The organism is Serratia sp. T13T92 (assembly GCF_047530105.1).
Lineage (GTDB): Bacteria > Pseudomonadota > Gammaproteobacteria > Enterobacterales > Enterobacteriaceae > Chania > Chania fonticola.
The window spans coordinates 22353-44781 of record NZ_JBLJAK010000038.1; the positions used below are offsets into that span (position 1 = coordinate 22353).

General features: G+C 52.9%; 23 protein-coding genes and 1 pseudogene. 12 read left to right on the forward strand and 12 right to left on the reverse strand.

Annotated features, from left to right (window positions below):
• Positions 1-349: 349 nt before the first annotated feature.
• A complete protein-coding gene (locus ACMV5I_RS23440; protein WP_414825398.1) occupies positions 350-589 on the reverse strand; it encodes a DinI-like family protein in 240 nt (79 codons plus the stop codon).
• 20 nt (positions 590-609) lie between these two features.
• On the reverse strand, positions 610-852 hold the full coding sequence (locus ACMV5I_RS23445) for a DinI family protein (RefSeq protein WP_414825389.1): 243 nt from the start codon (positions 850-852) through the stop codon (positions 610-612).
• A 176-nt stretch (positions 853-1028) separates the two neighbouring features.
• Here ACMV5I_RS23445 and ACMV5I_RS23450 point away from each other — a divergent pair.
• Positions 1029-1115, forward strand: a pseudogene (locus ACMV5I_RS23450) (bifunctional metallophosphatase/5'-nucleotidase); the annotation flags it as partial.
• 42 nt (positions 1116-1157) lie between these two features.
• On the opposite strand, the gene ybaK reads toward ACMV5I_RS23450, so the two are convergent.
• From ybaK to ACMV5I_RS23475, 5 genes are all read right to left on the reverse strand, one after another.
• Positions 1158-1637: a Cys-tRNA(Pro)/Cys-tRNA(Cys) deacylase YbaK gene (gene ybaK, locus ACMV5I_RS23455; RefSeq protein WP_021805445.1), complete on the reverse strand. Its 480-nt coding sequence runs from the start codon at positions 1635-1637 to the stop codon at positions 1158-1160.
• Between the two features lie 221 nt (positions 1638-1858).
• On the reverse strand, positions 1859-2662 hold the full coding sequence (locus ACMV5I_RS23460) for a TraB/GumN family protein (protein ID WP_414825390.1): 804 nt from the start codon (positions 2660-2662) through the stop codon (positions 1859-1861).
• Positions 2663-2811: 149 nt separating this feature from the next.
• On the reverse strand, positions 2812-5523 hold the full coding sequence (copA, locus tag ACMV5I_RS23465; RefSeq protein WP_414825391.1) for a copper-exporting P-type ATPase CopA: 2712 nt from the start codon (positions 5521-5523) through the stop codon (positions 2812-2814).
• A 263-nt stretch (positions 5524-5786) separates the two neighbouring features.
• Positions 5787-6194 carry a type II toxin-antitoxin system HicB family antitoxin gene (locus ACMV5I_RS23470; RefSeq protein ID WP_021180099.1) on the reverse strand — a complete coding sequence of 136 codons (408 nt, stop codon included), beginning with the start codon at positions 6192-6194 and terminating at the stop codon, positions 5787-5789.
• Between the two features lie 37 nt (positions 6195-6231).
• Entirely contained in the window at positions 6232-6435 is a 204-nt protein-coding gene (locus tag ACMV5I_RS23475; protein ID WP_039995750.1) for a type II toxin-antitoxin system HicA family toxin, read from the reverse strand.
• Positions 6436-6658: 223 nt separating this feature from the next.
• On the opposite strand from ACMV5I_RS23475, the gene cueR reads away from it, so the two are divergent.
• Complete coding sequence (cueR, locus tag ACMV5I_RS23480) at positions 6659-7060, forward strand: Cu(I)-responsive transcriptional regulator (protein WP_121606074.1); 402 nt, start codon at positions 6659-6661, stop codon at positions 7058-7060.
• Here cueR and ACMV5I_RS23485 read toward each other — a convergent pair.
• The 4 genes from ACMV5I_RS23485 to ACMV5I_RS23500 all read right to left on the reverse strand — a co-directional run bounded on the left by ACMV5I_RS23485 (position 7057) and on the right by ACMV5I_RS23500 (position 9220).
• Positions 7057-7515 (reverse strand): NfeD family protein, encoded by a 459-nt coding sequence (locus tag ACMV5I_RS23485; protein ID WP_202670996.1) that lies wholly within the window; start codon positions 7513-7515, stop codon positions 7057-7059. The two genes, cueR and ACMV5I_RS23485, sit on opposite strands and share 4 nt — an antisense overlap.
• A gap of 2 nt (positions 7516-7517) precedes the next feature.
• Entirely contained in the window at positions 7518-8423 is a 906-nt protein-coding gene (locus ACMV5I_RS23490; protein WP_021180096.1) for an SPFH domain-containing protein, read from the reverse strand.
• Positions 8424-8573: 150 nt separating this feature from the next.
• On the reverse strand, positions 8574-8789 hold the full coding sequence (locus ACMV5I_RS23495) for a hypothetical protein (protein ID WP_121606075.1): 216 nt from the start codon (positions 8787-8789) through the stop codon (positions 8574-8576).
• A 5-nt stretch (positions 8790-8794) separates the two neighbouring features.
• Entirely contained in the window at positions 8795-9220 is a 426-nt protein-coding gene (locus ACMV5I_RS23500) for a hypothetical protein (protein ID WP_071682990.1), read from the reverse strand.
• 350 nt (positions 9221-9570) lie between these two features.
• Here ACMV5I_RS23500 and ACMV5I_RS23505 point away from each other — a divergent pair, with 350 nt between their 5' ends.
• Positions 9571-9912 (forward strand): hypothetical protein, encoded by a 342-nt coding sequence (locus tag ACMV5I_RS23505; protein WP_141131453.1) that lies wholly within the window; start codon positions 9571-9573, stop codon positions 9910-9912.
• 9 nt (positions 9913-9921) lie between these two features.
• Here the strand turns inward: ACMV5I_RS23505 and allS are convergent, their stop codons facing one another.
• Complete coding sequence (gene allS, locus ACMV5I_RS23510) at positions 9922-10845, reverse strand: HTH-type transcriptional activator AllS (RefSeq protein ID WP_021180095.1); 924 nt, start codon at positions 10843-10845, stop codon at positions 9922-9924.
• A gap of 352 nt (positions 10846-11197) precedes the next feature.
• Here allS and ACMV5I_RS23515 point away from each other — a divergent pair, with 352 nt between their 5' ends.
• From ACMV5I_RS23515 to ACMV5I_RS23555, 9 genes are all read left to right on the forward strand, one after another.
• On the forward strand, positions 11198-11689 hold the full coding sequence (locus ACMV5I_RS23515; RefSeq protein WP_024484428.1) for an ureidoglycolate lyase: 492 nt from the start codon (positions 11198-11200) through the stop codon (positions 11687-11689).
• 68 nt (positions 11690-11757) lie between these two features.
• Positions 11758-12573, forward strand: a complete 816-nt coding sequence (allR, locus tag ACMV5I_RS23520; RefSeq protein ID WP_121606079.1) for an HTH-type transcriptional repressor AllR — start codon at positions 11758-11760, stop codon at positions 12571-12573.
• Between the two features lie 134 nt (positions 12574-12707).
• On the forward strand, positions 12708-14489 hold the full coding sequence (gene gcl, locus ACMV5I_RS23525; protein ID WP_414825392.1) for a glyoxylate carboligase: 1782 nt from the start codon (positions 12708-12710) through the stop codon (positions 14487-14489).
• 11 nt (positions 14490-14500) lie between these two features.
• Positions 14501-15280, forward strand: a complete 780-nt coding sequence (gene hyi, locus ACMV5I_RS23530; protein WP_261143457.1) for a hydroxypyruvate isomerase — start codon at positions 14501-14503, stop codon at positions 15278-15280.
• A gap of 10 nt (positions 15281-15290) precedes the next feature.
• Complete coding sequence (gene glxR, locus ACMV5I_RS23535) at positions 15291-16172, forward strand: 2-hydroxy-3-oxopropionate reductase (protein WP_202670994.1); 882 nt, start codon at positions 15291-15293, stop codon at positions 16170-16172.
• Between the two features lie 204 nt (positions 16173-16376).
• Positions 16377-17831: an allantoin transporter gene (locus tag ACMV5I_RS23540; protein ID WP_414825393.1), complete on the forward strand. Its 1455-nt coding sequence runs from the start codon at positions 16377-16379 to the stop codon at positions 17829-17831.
• A 74-nt stretch (positions 17832-17905) separates the two neighbouring features.
• The gene (gene allB / locus ACMV5I_RS23545; protein WP_024484433.1) at positions 17906-19267 is read left to right on the forward strand and encodes an allantoinase AllB; all 1362 of its coding nucleotides are present in this window, start codon (positions 17906-17908) and stop codon (positions 19265-19267) included.
• Positions 19268-19338: 71 nt separating this feature from the next.
• A complete protein-coding gene (locus ACMV5I_RS23550; protein ID WP_414825394.1) occupies positions 19339-20646 on the forward strand; it encodes a uracil/xanthine transporter in 1308 nt (435 codons plus the stop codon).
• 131 nt (positions 20647-20777) lie between these two features.
• The gene (locus ACMV5I_RS23555; protein ID WP_414825395.1) at positions 20778-22124 is read left to right on the forward strand and encodes an MFS transporter; all 1347 of its coding nucleotides are present in this window, start codon (positions 20778-20780) and stop codon (positions 22122-22124) included.
• Positions 22125-22429: the final 305 nt, after the last annotated feature.

The window sequence follows — 22429 nt, forward strand, 5'->3', positions numbered from 1 at the left end:
AAACGGCGCACAACTCATACAGAGTTGAACAATCTTTGTGCCGACGAAATTCGCGGGTGCAAATTGGCCGTAACTCGTTGATGGGACTTAATTCCGGTGAATCAACGGAATCGAAAAACTCATTCGCCTTAATGATAGCGTACAGCGGCAATGATGACGGCGGAGGGAGTCGGCAGCGGCTGGCCGTAAGCCAGCTCCCAACCCCCGTCACGGTAAGCATAAAGCCAATACCAATCACCTGCAGGCCGAACAGTAAAGGATGGTAGTTTCGGATCCGGTGTTGGCATTGGCTCTGCTACTGTGGGGTAGTAAATCCGCACCCCTTCAATGATGGTGCTGCTGATCGGGTTCATTCTGACTGGAACCAATCTTCAGCACTTTCCCATGTCTCCTGCAATATTTCCTCGATCGCTTCACGGTCAGCCGGTGTCGCCCTACCTACTGATAGACCATCCATGCCACCCAGCCGAACGGTTGCCACTGCGTCGGGAAACTTACGCTGTAGTCGCTTGTTCAGTTCAACGGCCAGCGCTGAGGCGGCCCCCTCCGGCAGTTTCTTTTTCTTATCGATGATCACTTCAACATGCAGCATGGTTTTACCCTCCACAGTCAGATATCGGTAACCAGCCACTGATCAGATTCTTCGAACATTTCTTCAACCATTCGGTTTAACTTTTCTTTTTCATTTTTACTGGCGTCAGTATTGATACCATTAGCCTGCATTGGTTTTACGCGAACCTCGGCGTTAGGAAAGATTCGGTGTACTCGTTTTGTCAGTTCAGCTTTGATGATCTCGGCGGCACCAGGTATCTCTGACACATTACGCTTATCAAACACCAGTTCTACAAACATGATTACCCCTTTACCATTAACTGTTTATTCATACAGTATAATTCAAAGAAAAATCTTTCTGCAAAACAATTTTTAATATGTTGTTTTTTCGATGGTTTTTGCTTGATAAATTTTAATGATTTTGCCTGCTGAAAGAGGCGATAACTAATGTATAAACAATCAGTTATCACCTTCTCAGTCACGTAATCAAGCAGTATATCGAGAAGCACTCACCGCTAGATGCGGCGGCGTACGAGCCTAAAGGCGAGATCGTTTACAAGTAAGGTGACATAGGCCGTTGCTGAGGAAGGTAACGGCCTACTTTTTCAGTCCCGTTTGGCGATTTCGGCGAAGGTGCCGGACAGCAGACGACAGAGGTCGCTGGCTGCCAATTCAATATCCAACCCGCGCTTGCCGCCGGAAACGAAAATGGTGGCAAACTGTTGCGCTGGGCTATCGATCACCGTGGGCAAGCGTTTCTTTTGCCCGAGCGGGCTGATCCCACCAACCAGATAACCCGTCACACGTTGAGCGACTGTCGGATCGGCCATTTCGGCTTTCTTGGCCCCTAGCGCTTTCGCCACCTTCTTCAAATCCAACTGGGTCGCCACCGGCGTTACCGCGACGGCCAGATTCTTTGCATCACCATTGAGGGCCACTAACAGCGTTTTGTAGACCTGTTCGGCGTTCAGCCCCAGCTTTTTTACCACCTCGTCGCCAAAGTTGGTTTCTTCGCTATCGTGGTGATACGCGTGGAGGGTGAAGGCCACCTTTTGTTTTTCAAGCAGAACCACTGCGGGTGTCATAATTTCTTATCCAAAACAGAGGGAAGTTGTCATCGGTGGCAACGAAACGATAAAAATAGAGCCGAATGAGCAACCTGTGCCCATGAAGATGAAAGGCAGTTGCCAATAGGTTCGTCAGGTTGCTACCCTGTCTATTGTAATCGTTAACACGGTTACAATGCGTATAACTAAAATATGAAAAATTCCTCTTTGACTGGCCAATAGCGATATTGGCCACTTTTTTATCGTGCCTGCAGCATGGCCGGTAAATTGTCTTCGCCATACAGATGTAAAGCGCCGACGGCCACCACATAGTTTCCCGAAGGTAACGCTTCCAGCTTTTGCTGCCAGTGGCGATTGCGGCGGTGCATCAAGACGTCGTACAGCTCGGCACTGAAGGTGGAGGGCAGCGTTTCCAACGTGGTGTTAGGCTTAGCGTCCAGCCACCAGCTCACCATGGTTTGCAGCAAACGGGCGTTGGTGTGCCAGTGCTCTAACGTATCGTGCAGCAGGGCCATACCGCCTTCTGGCAGTTGTTCCAGCATGCTCAGCTGTTCCTCGGCCCCTTCCAGTTCGATCACTGGCATCTGCTGTACTTTAGCGGCTTGCAATAGCTGGTAATCAATCCCGTATTCGGCGCGTAAACCCAGCCGCTGTGCCTGCCGTGCTTGCATCATCAGCGCTACTTGCCAGCCGGGAAGGGCAGAGAAGCTCTCTACATCCGCCCCCAGCTCCTGGCATAGCACCCGTAACCGTTGGAATTCTTCATTGCCAAGACGCTGTTCAAGTTCGAGTTGGGGCTCGGCGTGGCCAAATGGCGAAGAGGAGCCGGTGATATCGGCCTCAACGATCAGCGCATCGGCCTGGCGCAGGCGTGCGGCCAACCGGGCAGGCAGGGGTGACATATCGACGGTGCCCATATGAATGCTGCCGACCAAATGCAGTTGGCGATTTCCCGTTAGCCTGATGTCCAGGGCCGGGTAGGTGTAGCTCTGCGGGGAAATAATACCGAGAAAGGTAGCAATGCGGCGTAACAGTTGACCCATACAGCTGGCTCCTGATCCTTTCCACCAGCGTGCAGGATGGCCGCTGGTTTTTCCCCCATGCTAAACGCTAAGTGGCTGACAATAAAGCCCGAGGGCAGGGGAATTATCTCAAAAGGCCGGAGCGCGATGGGTTGCGCCCCGGTTGAGGGTTACTGTTTGGGTTTAAAACGCAGTAATCGGTTGGCGTTGCTGACCACGGTAATGGAGGAGAGAGCCATTGCCGCGCCAGCGACCACTGGGCTGAGCAGGGTGCCCGTCAGCGGGTACAGCACACCGGCAGCAATGGGAATGCCAAGTGCGTTGTAGATAAATGCCCCGAGCAGGTTCTGCTTCATATTACGCAGCGTCGCCTTCGACAAGGCCAGCGCGTCCGCCACGCCGTTCAGGCTGTGACGCATCAGGGTGATCGCCGCAGTTTCGATGGCGATATCACTGCCGCCGCCCATGGCGATCCCGACATCGGCCTGAGCCAGAGCAGGGGCGTCATTGATGCCGTCACCGACCATAGCTACCCGGTGGCCCTGAGCCTGCAACTGCTTGATCGCTTCGGCCTTACCGTCGGGTAACACGCCAGCAATCACGCGGTCGATACCGGCCTCTTTGGCAATCGCGTTAGCGGTCACCGGGTTATCGCCCGTTAACATCACCAGTTGATAACCTTGCTGATGCAGGCGCTGTAGTGCGCTCACGCTGTCACTGCGTAACGGATCGCGGATGGCGATTAACGCGGCAGGTTTGCCGTTGGCGGCCAACAGTACCGGTGTGATACCGCGTTCAGCCTGTTGCTGTATCTGATGTGTGAGCTCATCAGTCGCGATCTGATTCTCTTGCAACAGCTTGGCATTACCCAGCAACAGTTGAACACCTTCAACTTCACCGCTGACGCCGGAGCCGCGCAAAGTACGGAATTGCTCTACCGTAGGCAGTGTCTGCCCTTTAGCCTGTTCGACGATGGCACGTGCCAGCGGGTGGTTAGCCCCTTGTTCCAGCGCGGCGGCCCAACGTAAGGCCTGCTGTTCATCCACCTGGTTAAAGGTGATGATTTCCACCACGCGCGGCTGGCCTTCCGTCAGCGTACCGGTTTTATCGAACACCAGCGTATCGAGATTACTGGCCTGCTGCAGCGCATCGGCGTCACGCACCAGCACACCAAACTCCGCGGCCCGGCCAACGCCAGAGATAATTGACATCGGCGTGGCCAGCCCCAAAGCGCAAGGGCAGGCGATGATTAGCACCGTGGTGGCGATCACCAGGGTGTAGACCAACTGCGGTTGTGGGCCAAAGAAATACCAGATGGCGGCGCTGAACAGGGCGATGGCGACCACGGTGGGCACAAATACTGCCGAGATGCGGTCTGCCAGCTTACCGATTTCCGGTTTGCTGCTTTGCGCCTGGCGCACCAGCTTGATAATACGTGCCAGCGTGGTTTGGGTGCCAATGGCGGCCGCGCGAAACAGCACGCTGCCGTCGTCTACCACCGTACCAGCATGCACCGTATCGCCGACGCCTTTTTGCTGCGGCAACGCTTCGCCGGTCAGCATGGCTTCATCGATCCACACTTCGCCCTGCACGATTTCACCGTCAACCGGGATGCGATCGCCAGTCGTCAGACGTAACGTCATGCCCAATTGCACGTCTGACAGCGGGATACTTTGCTCCCCCTGTTCTGTGACCAGCCTGGCGGTTGGCGGAGTGAGATCCAGTAGCCGTTCCAGCGCCTGGGAAGAACGCTGCCGCGCGCGCTGCTCCATGGCATGGCCAAGGTTGATCAGGCCGATGATCATCGCACTGGCTTCGTAATACAGATGCCGTGCCTCCATGGGGAAGAAGTCTGGCCACAGGTTGACGCTGATGGAGTACAACCAGGCGGCACCTGTCCCCAAGGCGACCAGCGTATCCATAGTGGCGCTGCCGTTCATCAACGATCGCCAGGCATTGCGGTAGAAGTGGCCACCGGCAAACACCATCACCGCCAGGGTAATGATACCAACCATCAGCCACGGCCGCTGGGTTTCTGGCGTCAGCGACATACTGCCGCCAAACACGCCCCAGGCCATCAACGGCACGCCCACAGCCAAGCCTAATGCGGCCTGCCAGCGAAAGCGTTTCATATTAGCCTGTGCGGTTTGCTGTTGGCGTTCACGACGCTTGGTTTCGTCCTGGATCATCTCGGCGCCATAACCAGCTTTTTCTACCGCAGCGACCAACGCCTCCGGTGTGGCCTTACCGGTGATCAGTGCGCTGCGCTCCGCCAGGTTTACCCGCGCCAACTCAACGCCCGGGACGTTCTGTAACGCCGTCTGGACTTTATTGACACAGCTGGCGCAGGTCATACCGTTGAGCAACAGCTGGATGCTGTCGTCAGTCTCGTTTGCCGGAAGGGAAGACGGGGCCGCTGCCAGGGTTTCCGGCAAGGTTGGGGCAGATTCAGTCAGCGGCTCAGTTTTTGGGTGGCTATTGGCACCCGCCTGGCTGGCGTGATAGCCCGCATCCTCGACCGCAGCGATGAGCTGCTCTGGAGTGGCATCGCCATAGACTTTGGCGCCCTCAAGGGTAACGTCGGCGGCGATCACGCCCGGCACCGCTTCCAGCGCTTTGCGGGTGCTGCCCACGCAATGCATGCAGGAGAGGCCGGAAAGTTGTAACTCGGTGTCTGCCTGATGGGCGATTTCTGCCTGGAAGCCTGCGGCAACGACGCTGTCAATCAGCTCGGCCGCCGGGGCTGCACCGGTGATTTTAGCGTAGTGAACGTTGACGTTGGCCTGTTCGACATCCGCGCGACTTTCCAAGGCTTTTTTCACCTTTTGCGCGCAGTTCATGCAGGAGAGTCCCTGCAACGCCAGCACGGTAGTTTGTGACATGATGGTTTTCCTCGCAAAATAATGGCGGTTGACCGCCTAGGTTCTTTTTATTGAGAATGATCTTAAACCTTCCAGCAAGGGTAAGGTCAATAGAATATTACATTGATAGAAAAGGATTTTTATTAACGCGGTCCACAACGCAGCCACGCTTCGACATAAGGCCCGAATTTTGCAGGGTTTTCTTTGGCTATAAAAAAACCAGCCCGAAGGCTGGCTGTAGACTGCAGACATTCCTCTGCCAGCATGCGTACATGCTGCACCCTTTAATGGGATATTTTTTCGCGGGCTAATTCTGCTAGAAACTGGCTGCGGTTTTTGTAGCCGCGTGTGGTTTCGATGTACTTATCGATTGCCGTTAGTAAGTTACGTGGCATCGTCAGATTAAACTTAATCGATTTATCCTCATACTTGGCCGGATCTATCTCAACAAATCCCAAAATGCCGCCGTCTTCTCGCAGCCGACTATCATTGAGATAGGATTGTGGATCTTGGGGGGCGGCTGGAACAGGGAACCCCTCTTCGATGAGTGCTTCCATATGTACCCCAAAGGCCTCTTCTGCATTTTTTGGGATATCTGACATTTTCTCACCGGCAAAAAAACAGCCTTCTACATCGGGAAAGTAGCCATCAAAGCCTTCTGACGTCTTAAAGATGAATATTGGATAAATCATTGTTACTTCTCCAGTAAAGCTGCTGAGGCGTTTTGCGTTAAATCAGTTTGAGGCCGGATATCTGTTGTACTTGCCTCAATATGCCCTTTGAAGAATCTTTTTTGGGGTGGGGGATGGTGATGATTTTTGCTACCCCCGGTTTTGTCATTGTTACGTGGCTTCCTGTTGCCTTCTTGCCTCTCGACTTCCTGATAATCCATCCGTCAGCCTGCAATCGTTTGATTAGTTCTCCACTTTCCATCCCTTTCCCCTGCGTCTCTCCTTTTGTGGGTATAATGCCCATCTTTAATCGAGTGGTCAATGTTTTATGGGTATAGAACCCACTATTTTGTTCTTGTCCTCGTTCGCATGATTTTTGTGTTGCAGCTCTAAAGCGGTAATTGTGGGATAAAGAGGTTATGATTTATCGATTTCACACGGTCACCTGACTGGCCGTGAGCAAAGGTAAGGTCAAGGGGGATAAAGTGAATATCAGCGACGTTGCCAAAAAAACCGGTTTGACCAGCAAAGCCATCCGTTTTTATGAAGAGAAAGGATTGGTGACCGCCCCGATCCGTACGGACAACGGCTACCGCAGCTACAGCGCCAGGCATATTGAAGAACTGACGTTATTGCGCCAGGCTCGTCAGGTGGGTTTCAACCTCGATGAGTGCCGTGAACTGGTCGCGTTGTTCAACGATCCGGCGCGGCACAGTGCGGATGTCAAAGCTCGCACGTTGCAGAAAGTCGCCGATATCGAAAAGCACATCAGCGAACTGGGGGAAATGCGCCAACGCCTGTTGGCGCTGGCGGAACAATGCCCTGGTGATGAAGGCGCAGACTGCCCGATCATTAATAATCTGGCAGGCTGCTGCCACAAAGGCTAGCGCGTAATGGCGCGGATCACCAAGGTGGTGCCTTCGACCGCCACCACTTCAACTTCGGTGCCGATCGGCAGATCCTCGTTGGCTTGCGCGCGCCAACTGCTGTCGGCGATATTGATGCGGCCATGGCCGTTATGCATCGCTTCGGTCAGCGTGGCGCGGGTGCCGATCAGTTGACGGTTGCGCTGGTTGAGTACCGGCGAACCGCTGGTTGCCGCTGGCCGCTTACGCAGCCAGTACCACCAAAGGTAGGCCACGGCAATGGTCATCACGGCAAACAGGCCCCCCTGCCACTCCCAGCTCAACTCCGGCAGCAGCCAGATAATCACCCCGACAATCACCGCAGAAACACCGCTCCACAGCAGATAGCCGCTGGCACCAAGCATTTCCGCGGCCAACAGCAGCCCGCCTAGCGAGACCCAGAACCATTGAGGGTTTGCTGCGATCTGTTCCAGCATAATTACTTACCTTTGCTGTCTTTCAGCAATTCAGTAATACCGCCGATAGAGCCCAGCAGGCTGCTGGCATCCAGCGGCATCATGATCACTTTGCTGTTATTGGCCGAGCCAATCTTCTGCAATGCGTCGGTGTATTTCTGGGCTACGAAGTAGTTAATCGCCTGGATATTACCGGTGGCGATGGCGTCAGATACCAGTTGGGTTGCCCGTGCTTCTGCTTCGGCGGCACGTTCACGCGCTTCTGCCTGCAAGAACGCCGACTGGCGCTCGCCTTCGGCTTTCAGGATCTGTGATTGCTTATCCCCTTCGGCGCGCAAGATCGCGGCTTGGCGTACCCCTTCCGCTTCCAGAATGTCGGCACGTTTGGTTCGTTCGGCCTTCATCTGGGCGTTCATCGCCACAATCAGTTCGGCCGGTGGACGAACGTCACGGATTTCGATACGGGTAATTTTGACGCCCCAAGGGTTGGTGGCCTCATCGACGATATGCAGCAGGCGGCTGTTGATACTATCGCGCTGTGACAGCATTTCGTCGAGCTCCATGGAACCGAGCACGGTACGGAAGTTGGTCATGGTCAGGTTAACGATCGCCTGCTCGAGGTTACTGACCTCATAGGCGGCACGAGCCGGATCGACCACCTGGATAAAGCAAACGGCATCGATTGACACGTTGGCGTTATCGCGCGAGATAATTTCCTGGGAAGGGATATCCAGCACCTGCTCCATCATATTGATCTTGCGGCCAATACGATCCATAAAAGGCACTACCAGGTTTAAACCCGGCATCAGCGTTTTGGTATAACGGCCGAAGCGCTCTACCGTCCATTGGAAGCCCTGCGGGACAATTTTGATGCTCGAGAAGACGATAATCAGCGCGACAACGATCACGATCGGAATAATGGTAAACATGGCACAACCTCCTGTCAGACATATTGCTAGATATTACGCCAGCGACAGGGGGAATGCCTAATGTATCACCAGGATAAGGCCATTTTTTGCAGAAAACGCCAGCATCTCACCGCGAATGGGCCGTTTTAACCGGGTTTGCCAAGAGTTGGCTTAACGCTGCCATGAAGTGATAATAGAGACTTCTTCAGGATCCGCATCGAATTTGCTCAGCGTCACCGTGTGGCCGTCGGTCAGCAACACGCTAACCGCCATGCCGATCACGCCGGACTGCAGATCGGCCTGCTCGATGTGCTGAAGCGCTTTAAGACAAACGAATTGCTGCATCTCGGGCAAATGTTTGAATCTGTCGGTTTGTGATTTTTTCAAGAGGGCTATCCTTTGGCGCTGCCGACGATTTGGCCATCACGCAGCAACACAATCTTGTGTTTCTGCCGGTACCAGATGGCGGTGTAAACACCTTTCTGATAAACCTGCGCATACTGGTTTTCTTCGGTCAACGCGGCTGCCGTTTGCTCAATGTAGCCCTGCTTGATATCCGGCGAGATCTTGATGTCTATCCCGGCAATGCGTGCCTGCAGTGTCTTGCTCTTTGCCGACTGCGCGTACTGTTTTGCCGCATTTTCCAACGCCTGCTTCTCTGCCGCAGCGTAAATGGCGGTCTGGCGGTTTTGTTCGGCCAGATAGCAGGTATCTTTGGAAACGCCCTGTGCTTCACATTCAGCCATGCGCGACGCCGTAGAAGTGCAGCCAGCCAGCAAGATGGCAATCACCACGGTAGACAGTGTCCTAATTATCATTTTTAGTTCTTCGAGTTAGTCAGGATGGCACCGGAGTGTTCCTGTGTTTATTTATGCATTTTTTTAGAAGCTATTAGCTACTAAATAAAGCGATGTTTAGCCTGGTTTGTTGATTTACCGAACTGATGCTACAGAATATTCTTAGACAAGCATCACGTTTTAACCATTCTGTTGACCAATGTCAATTTTTGTCAGCTACTGAGAACAGATCTCAAAAACCATTTACATGTAGCTATTAGCTCCTTAATTTGAGTTAAATTAACTCTGTGTCGGAATTTGCGTAGCTGTGGGGGACGGAATTTATGTGCTAAACTGCGGCATGTCTGTAGAGAGTAAGAGGAAATCGCAGGGTGGATAATCAAGCAGAGTTTAAAAGCTATCTGGAACGATTAGGCATTGAGCAGCCTGCACTGTGCATACTCTTGGGGGTGCAGCGCAGCACCCTGAATAAATGGGTGAATGGCACGGTAACCGCAATTCCGGCCATCGCCACGACCGCGGTCAAAATGCTGTGGTTTATCAAAGAGTCCGATCCGCAGCTGTTCCAGCGCTGGATGATGATCCAGGACTTTGGCGTGCCAGCAGAGTACGCGACCAATGACAAGGCGTATGAATTCCTGCACGTCCTGAAGCGGGAGCCGTCACCGCCGATTAAGAAACTCCGGGCCCAGGTGGCGGCCCAGAAGCGATAAAATCGCGTGTTAAACCGGTAAATCAATACTTTGCAGAAAGCCGGTGATGCGTTCATCGCGCCGTTGGAACAGCGTGACAATTTCTTCCACGGCTTTACCGCAGTCGTTACGCCAGGCCAGGGAGAGCGGTGACGGTTGCCGCTGATTGACGACGTCACGGGTGATCAACTGGCCGCTATCCAGATAGGGCTGGCACAGATTTTTCGGCAAGAACCCTACGCCCAGCCCCTGCAGGTGACATTCGAGTTTACTGCGCAGGTCTGGCACCTTGATCTCTTTTTGGCCGGGCAGCAGCCAGGCAACGCGTTTGGTCAGGTTGCGCGAAGTATCTTCCACGTTGATCGCCGGGTAGCTGCGCAGCCGATCTTCATGCAGTGCCGTGTCCTGGCAGGCCGCGAGCGGATGATCTGGCGTGACCACAAAAGCCCAACTGATCCCCCCCAATTTCAAGACGCTGACGTCATTAGCCAGTGATTCAGAGCCGGTGGTGCCAATGGCCAGCTGAAAATCCCCGTGCAACAACGAATCCCATACTCCCATATACACCTGACGCGAGATATGAAACTGCGTGAAGGGATAACGCTGTTGCAGGTAGGCCAACAGCCGGGCGACGCTTAGCGGGTTGTACAGCAGGTTGTTGATCACGATATTGACTTGATGCTCCACGCCGTCGTTGATCTGGCGTAGCTCATCGGGCATGGAGTCGAGCCAGTTGTGCCATTGGCGGCAACGTTCCAGCAGGTATTCACCCGCGGGGGTCAGGTTTACGCTGCGGGTGGTGCGGATAAACAGCTGGGTGCCGATGCTTTCTTCCAACGTTTTGATGCGGTAACTGATGGTAGCAGTGGTCTTGTGCAGTAATTCGGCGGCGCGGGAAAAGCTCTGGCATTCCGCGACTTTGATAAACGATCGAATTGTTTCGTGATCCAGCATATCGATTCCTTAACCGGTGCGGCCATCGTTCTCCTAGTGTTGCAAAAGAATTTACTTACCTTAGTTGCCTTGGGTTAGTCATAAAGCCGCTTCCCGTGATCTCGCTCACGTTTTATTGCCCTTCCTCTGCAGAATACTGCTGAAAGTGACAACTCTGTTAACGAACTGTATCGCTGTGGTGTGTTTTTTAATGCCTTGATTATTAATTAAATATTTTCAACTCGGCACAAAAAATGTGCAGTAGATCGTGTTGTGGAAAATTTTTCCAATATTAACTTTTAAATTTCAGGCGACCTGTCTAGAGTGAACCCATTCGGTAATGTTCCTTTTTGAAACGATCCTGGAGAAACTGATGGACCTGATTGCCGTTGAGTTAACGCCTGAAGCCTTTGCACCCTATGGGAATGTATTGCAGATCGAGGGGGCGCCCTTTTTCCATATTAATGGTGGTAAAACAGAACGATATCATGATCTTGCCAATGTAGAAGTGGCCGATGATCATCGGGTGCTGGTCAGCATCAACCGATCTGAGCCTTGCGATCTGCCGTTGGAGTTCTCCGTGTTGGAGAAACATCCGTTGTCCTCGCAGGCTTTTATGCCAATGAAGGGGGAACGCTTCGTGGTGATTGTTGCTGAACCCGGGGAAGGGGACGAAATTCCGTTACATACTTTGCGCGCCTTTATCACCAACGGTAAGCAAGGGGTGAACTACCACCGCAATGTTTGGCACCACCCACTGTTTGCTTATGGCGCGATCACCGACTTTTTCACGGTCGATCGTGGTGGTGCCGACAACTGTATCGTCAAAACATTGCCGGAGACTTACCGGGTTGTGCTTGGATAGCGCTGTCCCCAAGCGCATAGGCTGTTTATTATAGCGGAGAAACCTTGAGCTAAATAAGGAAAGCCTGAATGAACGAAGTACGCAGAAAGGGAAGACCAACGACAGAAGCAGGGGCGACGAAAGGCGCGCAGGCGTTGGATCGTGGGTTGGAGATCCTGCAATTTCTGGCCAATGCCGGAGGAAGCTCGTCCGTTTCCGTGCTATCCGAGAAGTTGGAGTTACCGCTATCAACGACTTTCAGATTATTGAAAGTATTAGAAAAATCGGAATTCGTTTTTCAGGATCCGCAGCTTGGCTGGTGGCATATCGGCATCCAGTCGTTTACTGTCGGTGCGGCCTATATGAATGACAGGGACGTGGTCTCGGTGGCGGGCCCTTATATGCGGCGGCTGATGTTGCTATCAGGCGAAACCGCCAATCTGGCCATCAGGAATAACTTTGACGCCGTGCTGATCCGTCAATGTGAGTGCCAGGCGATGGTGCGGATGTGCGCGCCACTTGGCAGCCGCTTACCACTTCACGCATCTGGGGCAGGGAAAGCGCTGCTGTATCCGCTGGCGGAAGAGGAGATGCTGGATTTGTTCGTACGTTCGGGGCTGCACTCGTTTACCCCGAAAACCCTGACCAGCGTAAATCTATTACGTAAGGATTTAGCGCAATCGCAGGCACAGGGCTATACCGTTGATGCTGAAGAGCACGCTCTTGGCCTGAATTGCCTGGCTTCGGCGATCTTTGACCGTAGCAACAACGTCATTGCGGCCATCTCTATTTCAGGGCCTAGTTCGCGCGTTAGCAGCGATCGTTTCAAGGAACTGGGGGAGTTGGTGCGTGACGTAGCCAACGACATCAGTACCGCGCTAGGCGAGTCGCGCAGCAAGAAATAGCACGTTTAAAGCAAAACCTGTAGCCGCGATCACGGCTGCAGGATGAGGTTACCTCCCCGTTTATTACCTGAACGGGTTTTTTTGAACTCATTTTAAGTTTGGAAAATTTTTCCAAAATTTAGGAGAACGTTTAGATGGCAATTATGCGAGCAGTAGATGCGGCAATGCACGTGTTGGAAAAGGAAGGCGTGAATACCGCATTCGGCGTGCCTGGCGCGGCGATCAACCCTTTCTATAACGCGATGCGTCAACACGGCGGCATCAAACACTATCTGGCGCGTCATGTTGAAGGCGCTTCCCATATGGCGGAAGGTTACACCAGAGCCAAACCCGGCAATATCGGGGTGTGTCTCGGGACTTCGGGGCCTGCGGGAACGGACATGATCACCGCGCTTTACTCCGCCTCTGCCGATTCCATTCCCATTTTGTGCATCACCGGCCAGGCTCCTCGGGCGCGTTTGCATAAGGAAGATTTTCAGGCGGTAGATATTGAATCGATCGCCAAGCCGGTTACCAAAATGGCGGTGACGGTCATGGAACCGGCGCTGGTGCCCCGCGTGTTGCAGCAGGCATTCCACTTGATGCGCTCTGGCCGCCCTGGCCCGGTGCTGATCGATTTGCCTTATGACGTGCAGATGGCCGAGATTGAGTTTGATCCGGACACCTATTCCTCGCTGGGGGCTTACAAACCGGCGGCCACTGAAGCGCAGATCGACAAAGCCCTGGACATGCTGTGTGCCGCAAGCAAACCGTTGTTCATCGCCGGTGGCGGGATCTTCAACGCGGACGCGGCCGACCTGCTGCAAGAGCTGGCGGAGACCTGCAACGTACCGGTGATCCCAACGCTGATGGGCTGGGGCTGTATCCCGGACGATCACCCGTTGATGGCAGGGATGGCGGGGTTACAAACCTCACACCGTTACGGTAACGCCAACCTGCTGGATTCGGATCTGGTGTTTGGCATCGGCAACCGCTGGGCTAACCGTCACACCGGTTCGGTAGATAAATACACCGCCGGGCGTAAGGTGATCCACATCGATATCGAACCAACCCAGCTTGGCCGCGTGATCTGCCCGGATCTGGGCATTGTTTCCGATGCCAAAATCGCCCTGCAAATGTTAGTGGCAAGAGCTCGTGAACGTGCGGATCAAGGGACGCTGCCAGATCGCTCACAGTGGGTGGAAACCTGCCTCCAGCGCAAACAAACTCTGCTGCGTAAAACGCATTTCGATAACGTGCCAATCAAACCTCAGCGCGTTTACGAAGAGATGAACCGGGCGTTCGGGCGTGATGCTTGCTACGTCACCACTATCGGGCTTTCGCAGATCGCGGCGGCGCAGATGCTGCACGTGTTCAAACCGCGCCATTGGATTAATGCCGGGCAGGCGGGCCCGTTAGGTTGGACTCTTCCTTCGGCCTTGGGGGTCTGTGCCGCCGATCCGCAGCGCAAAGTGATCGCGCTGTCGGGTGACTACGACTTCCAGTTCATGATCGAAGAGTTGGCCGTTGGCGCGCAGTTCAAGCTGCCGTATATCCACGTGGTGGTCAACAACGCCTACCTGGGGCTGATCCGTCAGTCGCAGCGCGGTTTCGATATGGATTACTGCGTCCAACTGTCCTATGAAAACATCAACAACCCGGAAGGGGGCGAATACGGTGTCGATCACGTCAAGGTGGTCGAAGGGATGGGATGTAAAGCGATCCGTGTAGTCAAGCCTGAGGATATCGCTCCGGCCTTCCAACAGGCACAAGAGTTGATGCGTCTGCATCAGGTTCCGGTGGTGGTGGAGATTATCCTCGAGCGGGTCACCAATATCTCGATGGGGACTGAGTTGGATAACGTCACTGAATTCGAACCCGTTGCCGAGTCGCCAGAAGATGCGCCGACCTCGGTCAGCTACTTCAACTATCAGTAAGGAGCAGGCTCATGCCGAAGTTTTCAGCCAACTTATCGATGTTGTTTAATGAAGTCGATTTTATGCAGCGGTTTCGCTGTGCCAAAGAGCAGGGATTCACGGCGATTGAATATATGTTTCCCTACGATTATTCCGTGCAGGCCTTGAGGGGCGCTCTGGAAGAGAATCAACTCACGCAGGTATTACAAAACCTGCCTGCCGGGGATTGGGCCGCGGGTGAGCGTGGCATCGCTTGCTTGCCTGGGCGCGAGTCTGAGTTTCGTGATGGCGTAGGTCTGGCGGTGGAATATGCCCGTGCGCTGGGCTGTGCGCAGATCAACTGCCTGATCGGTAACCCGGATAAATCCGTTGCCCAACATAAGACCGATGAGATCGTGGTCGCTAACCTTAGCTATGCGGCAAGGGAGTTGGCCAAGGCTAATATCCGTCTGTTGGTTGAACCGATCAATAAATACGATATGCCCGCCTTCTATCTGCAAACCACTCGTCAGGCGTTGGAACTGATGGATTGGGTCGCGAGCCCTAACCTGTTTATTCAATACGATATCTATCACATGCAGCGCATGGAGGGCGAACTGGCCCAAACCATGGAAACGCTGTTGCAGAAAATCGCGCATATCCAGGTTGCCGATAATCCGGGGCGCCATGAGCCAGGCACCGGGGAAATCAATTACGACTATCTGTTCCACGCGCTGGACAAGATGGGCTATCGCGGTTGGATCGGCTGTGAATACAAACCTGCGACAACGACGGCTGCCGGCCTGTCATGGATTAAGCAATATCAACATTGAGGGACATATCATGAAAGTAGGCTTTATTGGTTTAGGGATTATGGGCACGCCAATGGCTGAAAAGCTGATCGCAGGCGGCCATCAACTGTATGCCAACACCTTGAATAAGGTTCCGCCGGAGCTGGTGGAAAAAGGGGCCATCGCCTGTGCTACTCCCAAGCAGGTGGCCGAGCAGGCTGACGTTATTTTTATCATGGTGCCTGATACGCCTCAGGTGGAAGAGGTGTTATTTGCGGCCAATGGCTGTGCCGAAGCACCGCTCAAAAACAAGATCCTGGTGGATATGAGTTCAATTTCGCCGCTGGAGACCAAGGAGTTTGCCAAACGCATCAACCAACTGGGTGCCGATTATCTGGATGCGCCGGTATCCGGTGGTGAAGTGGGGGCCAAGCAGGGCAGCTTGACCATTATGGTCGGCGGTGACGAAGGCGTCTTTGGGCGGGTAAAACCGTTGCTGTCCCTGATGGGGAAAAACATTACGCTGGTCGGCGGCAATGGCGACGGCCAGACGTGCAAGGTTGCCAACCAGATTATTGTGGCCCTGACGATTGAAGCGGTTTCCGAAGCGCTGATATTTGCTTCCAAAGCGGGTGCCGATCCGGCACGGGTCCGTGAAGCGCTGATGGGGGGTTTTGCCTCATCGCGCATTCTGGAAGTGCACGGCGAGCGGATGATCAAACGGACGTTTGAGCCGGGATTCCGTATCTCCCTGCATCAAAAGGATCTTAATCTGGCGCTGCAGGGGGCGAAGTCGTTGGCGCTTAGTTTACCTAATACTGCTACTTGCCAAGAGCTGTTCAACCTCTGTGCCGCCAATGGGGCCAAAGATCTCGACCATTCCGCGTTGGTACAGGCGTTGGAAATTATGGCTAACCATAAAGTGGCTGGCTAAAGAGTAAGGCTTAACAAGTTGCAGGTGCTTTCCGCCTGCAACTTGAATTCTGGTTATCGTATAGTTGTTTAATGGTTATATTCCTGTCTGTCTTGGCCGTATTGGTATTTGACTAATAGAAAGATTAGCACATCAGTTTGTTGTAATGATAATAAGCAAAAACACTCTACGCTATTTTCTTATTTAATATAAGAAGGACCTGTCATGGAATCTATTAGCAATAAACAGAGAGAGATTTACCAACGGCGCGGCTATCATGAGGATCTATTACCCAAAGAAGCAGATAAGAAAACCTGGAAGGGAATTAACTATTTTACCTTGTGGATGGGATCGGTACATAACGTTCCCAACTATGTCGCCGTCGGGGGGTTCTTTATTCTGGGGCTTTCCACCTTAAGCATTATGGCCGCCATTATTCTCAGTGCCTTTATTATTGCCTTTGTGATGGTGATGAACGGCGCTGCCGGTTCGAAATACGGTATTCCTTTTGCCATGATCCTACGTGCCTCCTATGGCGTGCGTGGCGCGTTGTTTCCAGGGATCCTTAGAGGCTGCGTGGCCGCCATCATGTGGTTTGGCTTGCAGTGTTACGCAGGCTCGCTGGCCTTCCTGATCCTGATTGGCAAACTGTGGCCACAGTTTCTGACCTTGGGCGGGGATTTCAACCTGTTGGGGATCGGCCTGCCTGGGCTGATTGCCTTCCTGATCTTCTGGGCGGTGAACGTGGCCATCGGCCTGGGAGGGGGCAGCATCCTCAACAAGTTTACCGCGATCCTCAACCCTTGCATCTACGTGGTGTTTGGCGGCATGGCCATTTGGGCTATCTCTATCGCGGGCCTGGACAACATCATTGCCTATGTACCCGCCAATGCTATAACGACTAACAATGGCGGCTTTATGTTCCTGGTGGTGATCAATGCGGTGGTGGCGGTATGGGCCGCTCCGGCGGTCAGCGCCTCGGACTTTACCCAGAATGCCAGCAGCTTCCGCCAGCAGGCCTGGGGGCAAACGCTGGGATTGGTGGTTGGCTATCTGCTGTTTGCCGTCGCCAGCGTCTGTATTCTGGCCGGGGCCAGTATACATTACGGCGTAGATACCTGGAACGTGCTGGATATCGTGCAGAAATGGGACAGTATTTTCGCCTCGGTGTTTGCGGTGCTGGTGATCCTGATGACTACCATCTCCACCAATGCGACCGGTAACATCATCCCTGCGGGCTACCAGATTGCTGCCATAGCACCGAAAAAACTCACCTATAAAAATGGCGTAGTGATTGCCAGCATCATCAGCCTGATTATCTGCCCGTGGAAACTGATGGAGAATCAGGAAAGCATCTACCTGTTCCTGGATGTGATCGGCGGAATTTTAGGACCGGTGATCGGCGTGATGATGGCGCATTATTTCATCGTGATGCGCAGCGAGATCGACCTAGACACCTTATATATCGAACCCGGTAATTATAAATACTACGATAACGGCTTTAACAGCGTAGCGTTTATTGTAACGCTGTTTGCCGTGTTGCTGTCGTTGGGCGGTAAGTTCATTGAGATACTCGAACCGTTATCGCGGGTTTCCTGGTTTGTTGGCGTTATCAGCGCATTCTGTTTATATGCGCTAATCAAAAGTAGAACAGTAGTTAATCGGCAAGAATATACCTGAAGTGAATATGATAAAGAAGTAAATAACCCTAAGCGTAATAATATGATACTTTAATTTCACGAAGGAGCATGACCATGTCATACGATTTAATTATCAAGAATGGTAAGGTTGTTTTAGAACATGATGCCATCATTACCGATATTGCGGTTAAAGAGGGCAAGATTGCCGCCATCGGCAATGGTCTTACCGGCGCTAAAACGGAGATTGATGCCAGCGGAATGGTGGTGGCACCGGGCATGATCGATGCCCATGCGCATATGTCCGAGCCGGGCCGTACCCATTGGGAAGGGTATGAAACCGGTACGCGTGCTGCGGCCAAGGGCGGTATCACCACCATGGTCGAAATGCCGCTGAACCAGCTGCCAGCCACGGTGGACAGAGCCTCGATAGAAATGAAGTTCTCAGCGGCAGAAGGCAAGCTCACCATCGATGCGGCCCAGTTTGGTGGCCTGGTTTCCTACAACCTGGATCGGCTGCATGAGCTCGATGAGATTGGCGTGGTGGCCTATAAATGCTTCGTCGCGACCTGTGGCGATCGCAGCGTCAGCAATGACTTCCGCGACGTGAACGACTTCGAATACTTCAAAGGCTTGCAGACCTTGGCCAAGCTGGATCAGTTGGTGGCGGTACATGCGGAAAACGCCCTGATTTGCGATGCGTTAGGGGAGGAGGCCAAGGCGGAAGGGCGCGTAACGGCGCACGATTATGTCGCCTCTCGCCCGGTATTTACCGAGGTTGAAGCGATCCGCCGGGTGCTGTATCTGGCCAAGGTCGCGGGTTGCCGCTTGCACATATGCCACGTCAGTAGCCCGGAAGGGGTGGCGGAAGTGACTCGCGCTCGTCTGGAAGGGCAACAGGTCACCTGTGAGTCCTGTCCGCACTACTTCGTACTGGATACCGACCAGTTTGAGGAAATTGGCACCCTGGCCAAGTGTTCACCGCCGATCCGCGATGCGCAAAACCAAAAAGGGCTGTGGGATAAGCTGTTTAACGGTGAGATCGACTGCCTGGTGTCCGACCACTCGCCATGCCCACCGGATATGAAAGCGGGCAATATCATGCAGGCCTGGGGCGGGATCGCCGGGATACAAAACTGCGTCGATATCATGTTCGATGAAGCGGTGCAGAAAAGGGGCATGTCACTGCCGGTGTTTGCCAAATTGATGGCGACCAACGCCGCCGATATTTTTGGTTTGAAGCACAAGGGGCGCATTGCTGTGGGGAAAGATGCTGACCTGGTGTTCATTCAGCCCAACAGCAGCTACGTACTGGCAACCGGCGATCTCGAGTATCGCCATAAGGTCAGCCCTTATGTGGGGCGGAAAATCAACGCGCGGGTGGCCAAAACCATCCTGCGTGGCGAAGTGATTTACGATCTCAAGGCGGGTTTTGGCGTTCGTCCGATAGGTAAATTTGTGCTTAAACATCAGCAATAACGTCAGTTAATCAGCGCCCGTCACCGCGCGGGCGCATGGATGATGAGATATTGGATATGAAGGAAGCCCCCATGAACGGGTTAAGTGCCAGTCGTAGCAGTTGGTTATCGGGCCTGCAGTGGTTCTTTTTCATTTTCTGCAATACGGTGGTGATCCCGCCGACCCTGCAATCGGCATTTAACCTCTCTCCTGGTGTGACCTTCTGTATCACCCAATACACCTTTATCTCCACGGCGCTGGCCTGCCTGGCACAAGTGTTTTTAGGCCATCGGCGAGCCATTATGGAAGGGCCAACGGGCCTGTGGTGGGTGACCATCTTAACCTTGACCCTGGCGGAAGCGGCCAACGGCACGCCGCTGCCAGAAATTGGTGGCAGCCTTGCGGTGGGGATCCTGATCTCTGGCATTTTGACCATCCTGATTGGGGTTAGCGGCTTGGGGTTCCACCTGGCACGGCTGTTCCGTCCTGCGGTAATGGCCACGTTTATGTTTTTGCTGGGGGCGCAGTTAATCAGCATCTTCATGAAAGGGATGCTGGGGTTACCTTTTGGCGTTTATACCGGCGTCGTGACCATTAACTACCCGGCCTTTTACTGGGCGTTGACGGTGTTGCTGCTGATTATCGCCATTATTGCCTTTTTACCGCGGGCGATCGGCAAATATGCGCTGTTAATCGGCACTCTGGTTGGCTGGGGCGTTTACAACTGGTGGTTTGCACCCACCGGTGCGCCGATTGCGGGTAGCGATTGGGTGCTGTTCCCACTTGGGTGGCCGCAGGAATTGCATTGGGGGATTGTGATTAGCGCCATACTGACCGGTTTGGTCAATGTGTCGAATAATTTTGCCGCCATTCGTGGCACCGATATTTTTTATGCGGATGGCCCGGCGGGCAGAAGCCTGTTCCGGCGTAGCTTTATGGTCTCGGGCGGGCTGACCTGTCTGGCTGCTCCACTGGGCGTGGTGCCTTTCTCGCCTTTTGTCTCTTCCATTGGCCTGCTGACTCAGACACAAGACAGCAGCCAGCGCTCGTTTATTATTGGCAGCGTGGTATTCCTGCTGGTGGGGATGTTGACGCCGCTAGCGCAATTTTTCTGCAGTATTCCGCTCACGGTCAGCAGTGCCGTCATGCTGGCCTCTTATCTGCCTCTGCTGTTCTCCTCGGTGCTGTTTATCAACAAGATCGAACTGAATAGCCGCAACATTTATCGGCTGGCGCTACCGCTGTTTTTGGGCGTGTTCCTGATGAGTATGCCGTCCTCCTTTTGGCAGGGGGTGCCGATCACCATCAGGCCGCTATTTAGCAATGGCCTGTTGATTGGCGTGCTGCTGGCGGTGTTGGTTGAGAATAGTATTCCGTGGGATAAGGTGAAACCACGCTAGCATTTATAATTCAGCAATTAATCAATATTGTTTAAATTCCCACCGCCCTGTCTTTGATAATCAGGGCGAGTTAATCCAATTACACTGAAATAAAATCTGAAATAGCAGGATGCCAACCAAGGAGATCCGATATGGCGACCAATAATGCTGCGATTGATCAAGCTATTCTGGCTAGTCCCGACAAGGCTAAACTCTACCGTAAAATAGCCTGGCGAATAATGCCGATATTACTGATTAGCTATATCGTCGGTTATCTTGATCGTGTTGGGATATCATTTTCAAAATTCCAGATGATGCCGGATATTCTGCAAGGTAATGTGTCAATGGCGGAGGCGGTTTATGGCCTCGGCGCCGGTGTATTCTTTATTGGTTATATTATAGCCGGTGTGCCAAGTAATATCTTACTGAGTAAGTATGGTGCGCGAAAGGTCATTGCCCTGTTGATGTTGGTATGGGGTACAATTTCAATGCTGAGTATTTTCATTACCAATTCCACACAGTTTTATCTGGCGCGATTCCTGCTGGGGTTAGCCGAAGCCGGCTTTTATCCGGGGGTGATCCTCTATCTGACACTGTGGTTCCCTTCCAGCCAGCGGGCAAAAATGACGGCGTTGTTTGTTTGCGGGATACCGGTAAGTAACATCATTGGTGGGCCACTTTGCGGTTGGATTATTGAAAACATGAATGGCATGTTTGAGCTGTCCGGCTGGCAATGGCTATTCTTTATCAGTGGCCCGCGTGCGGTATTGATTGCGGTCGTCATTTTCTTCTTCCTGGATAATACCTATCAGAGTGCTAAATGGCTCAGTCCACAAGAAAAAGAGATGATCACCCAAGATATGGCGCAGGGAGCATCGAAAAAAGTGGGTGCGGATGGTACTGCGCAGGAGTGGACAATGAAGACTATGCTGAAGTCTTCCGCCTTCACTAAAATGTGGCTGATCTGTTTCTGTACGGTGATGGGGCAAGGGGGATTGGCCTTCTGGGTGCCGACCATGATCCGTGATACGGGGGTCAGCTCGGTAATGGATATTGGCTTGCTGACCATGCTGCCGTATATGCTGGCCGTTGTCGCTATGCTGATGGCTGCGCGCAGCTCTGACAAACATCGAGAAAGGCGTTGGCATATTATTGTTCCTTTCTGTATTGCCGCGGTTTCGCTGATTTTTATCGGCCTGTTCCCAGATAATAAAGTCATCGTAATGATGGCATTATGTATTGCAGTCGCCTCCAGCCTAGTGCCTTCGCCTCTGTTCTGGAGTTTGCCAAATGCTATCTTTACCGGTACCTGCGCTGCCGCTGGGATAGCGCTAATTAACTCGATTGCCAATATAGGTGGCTTTATCTCCCCCTATATTATTGGTTATTTTAAAAATACCACAGAGAGTAATCTGGTCGCGATGTGTGTGCTATCCAGCATGATGATACTGGGGGCTATTCTGACCTATAGCGTTCCGGCGAAACTGGTTAATAAATAATATCCAATAGAATATCGGTTACTGACAGTAACTCCGATTGATAAAAAACCATGCTCTCTGCCTATGTGGTGATCTATTTCATTGGCCGAGGGTATGGTTTTTTTATTGGCTAATGATGAAGGGGGTAACGTTATGGTGGCGATATTAAAAGCAGAGTGAATAACAGGTGACTCGGTGTTGGCCCCTCACCCTAACCCTTATGTCTTGATCTTCTCCGCCTTAGCGGAGAAGATCCCCGACTGATCATCGGGAGATAGCCGGTGAGCTCCCCCTAACCCTAGTGCCTATGAGCCCGTGGGAGAGAT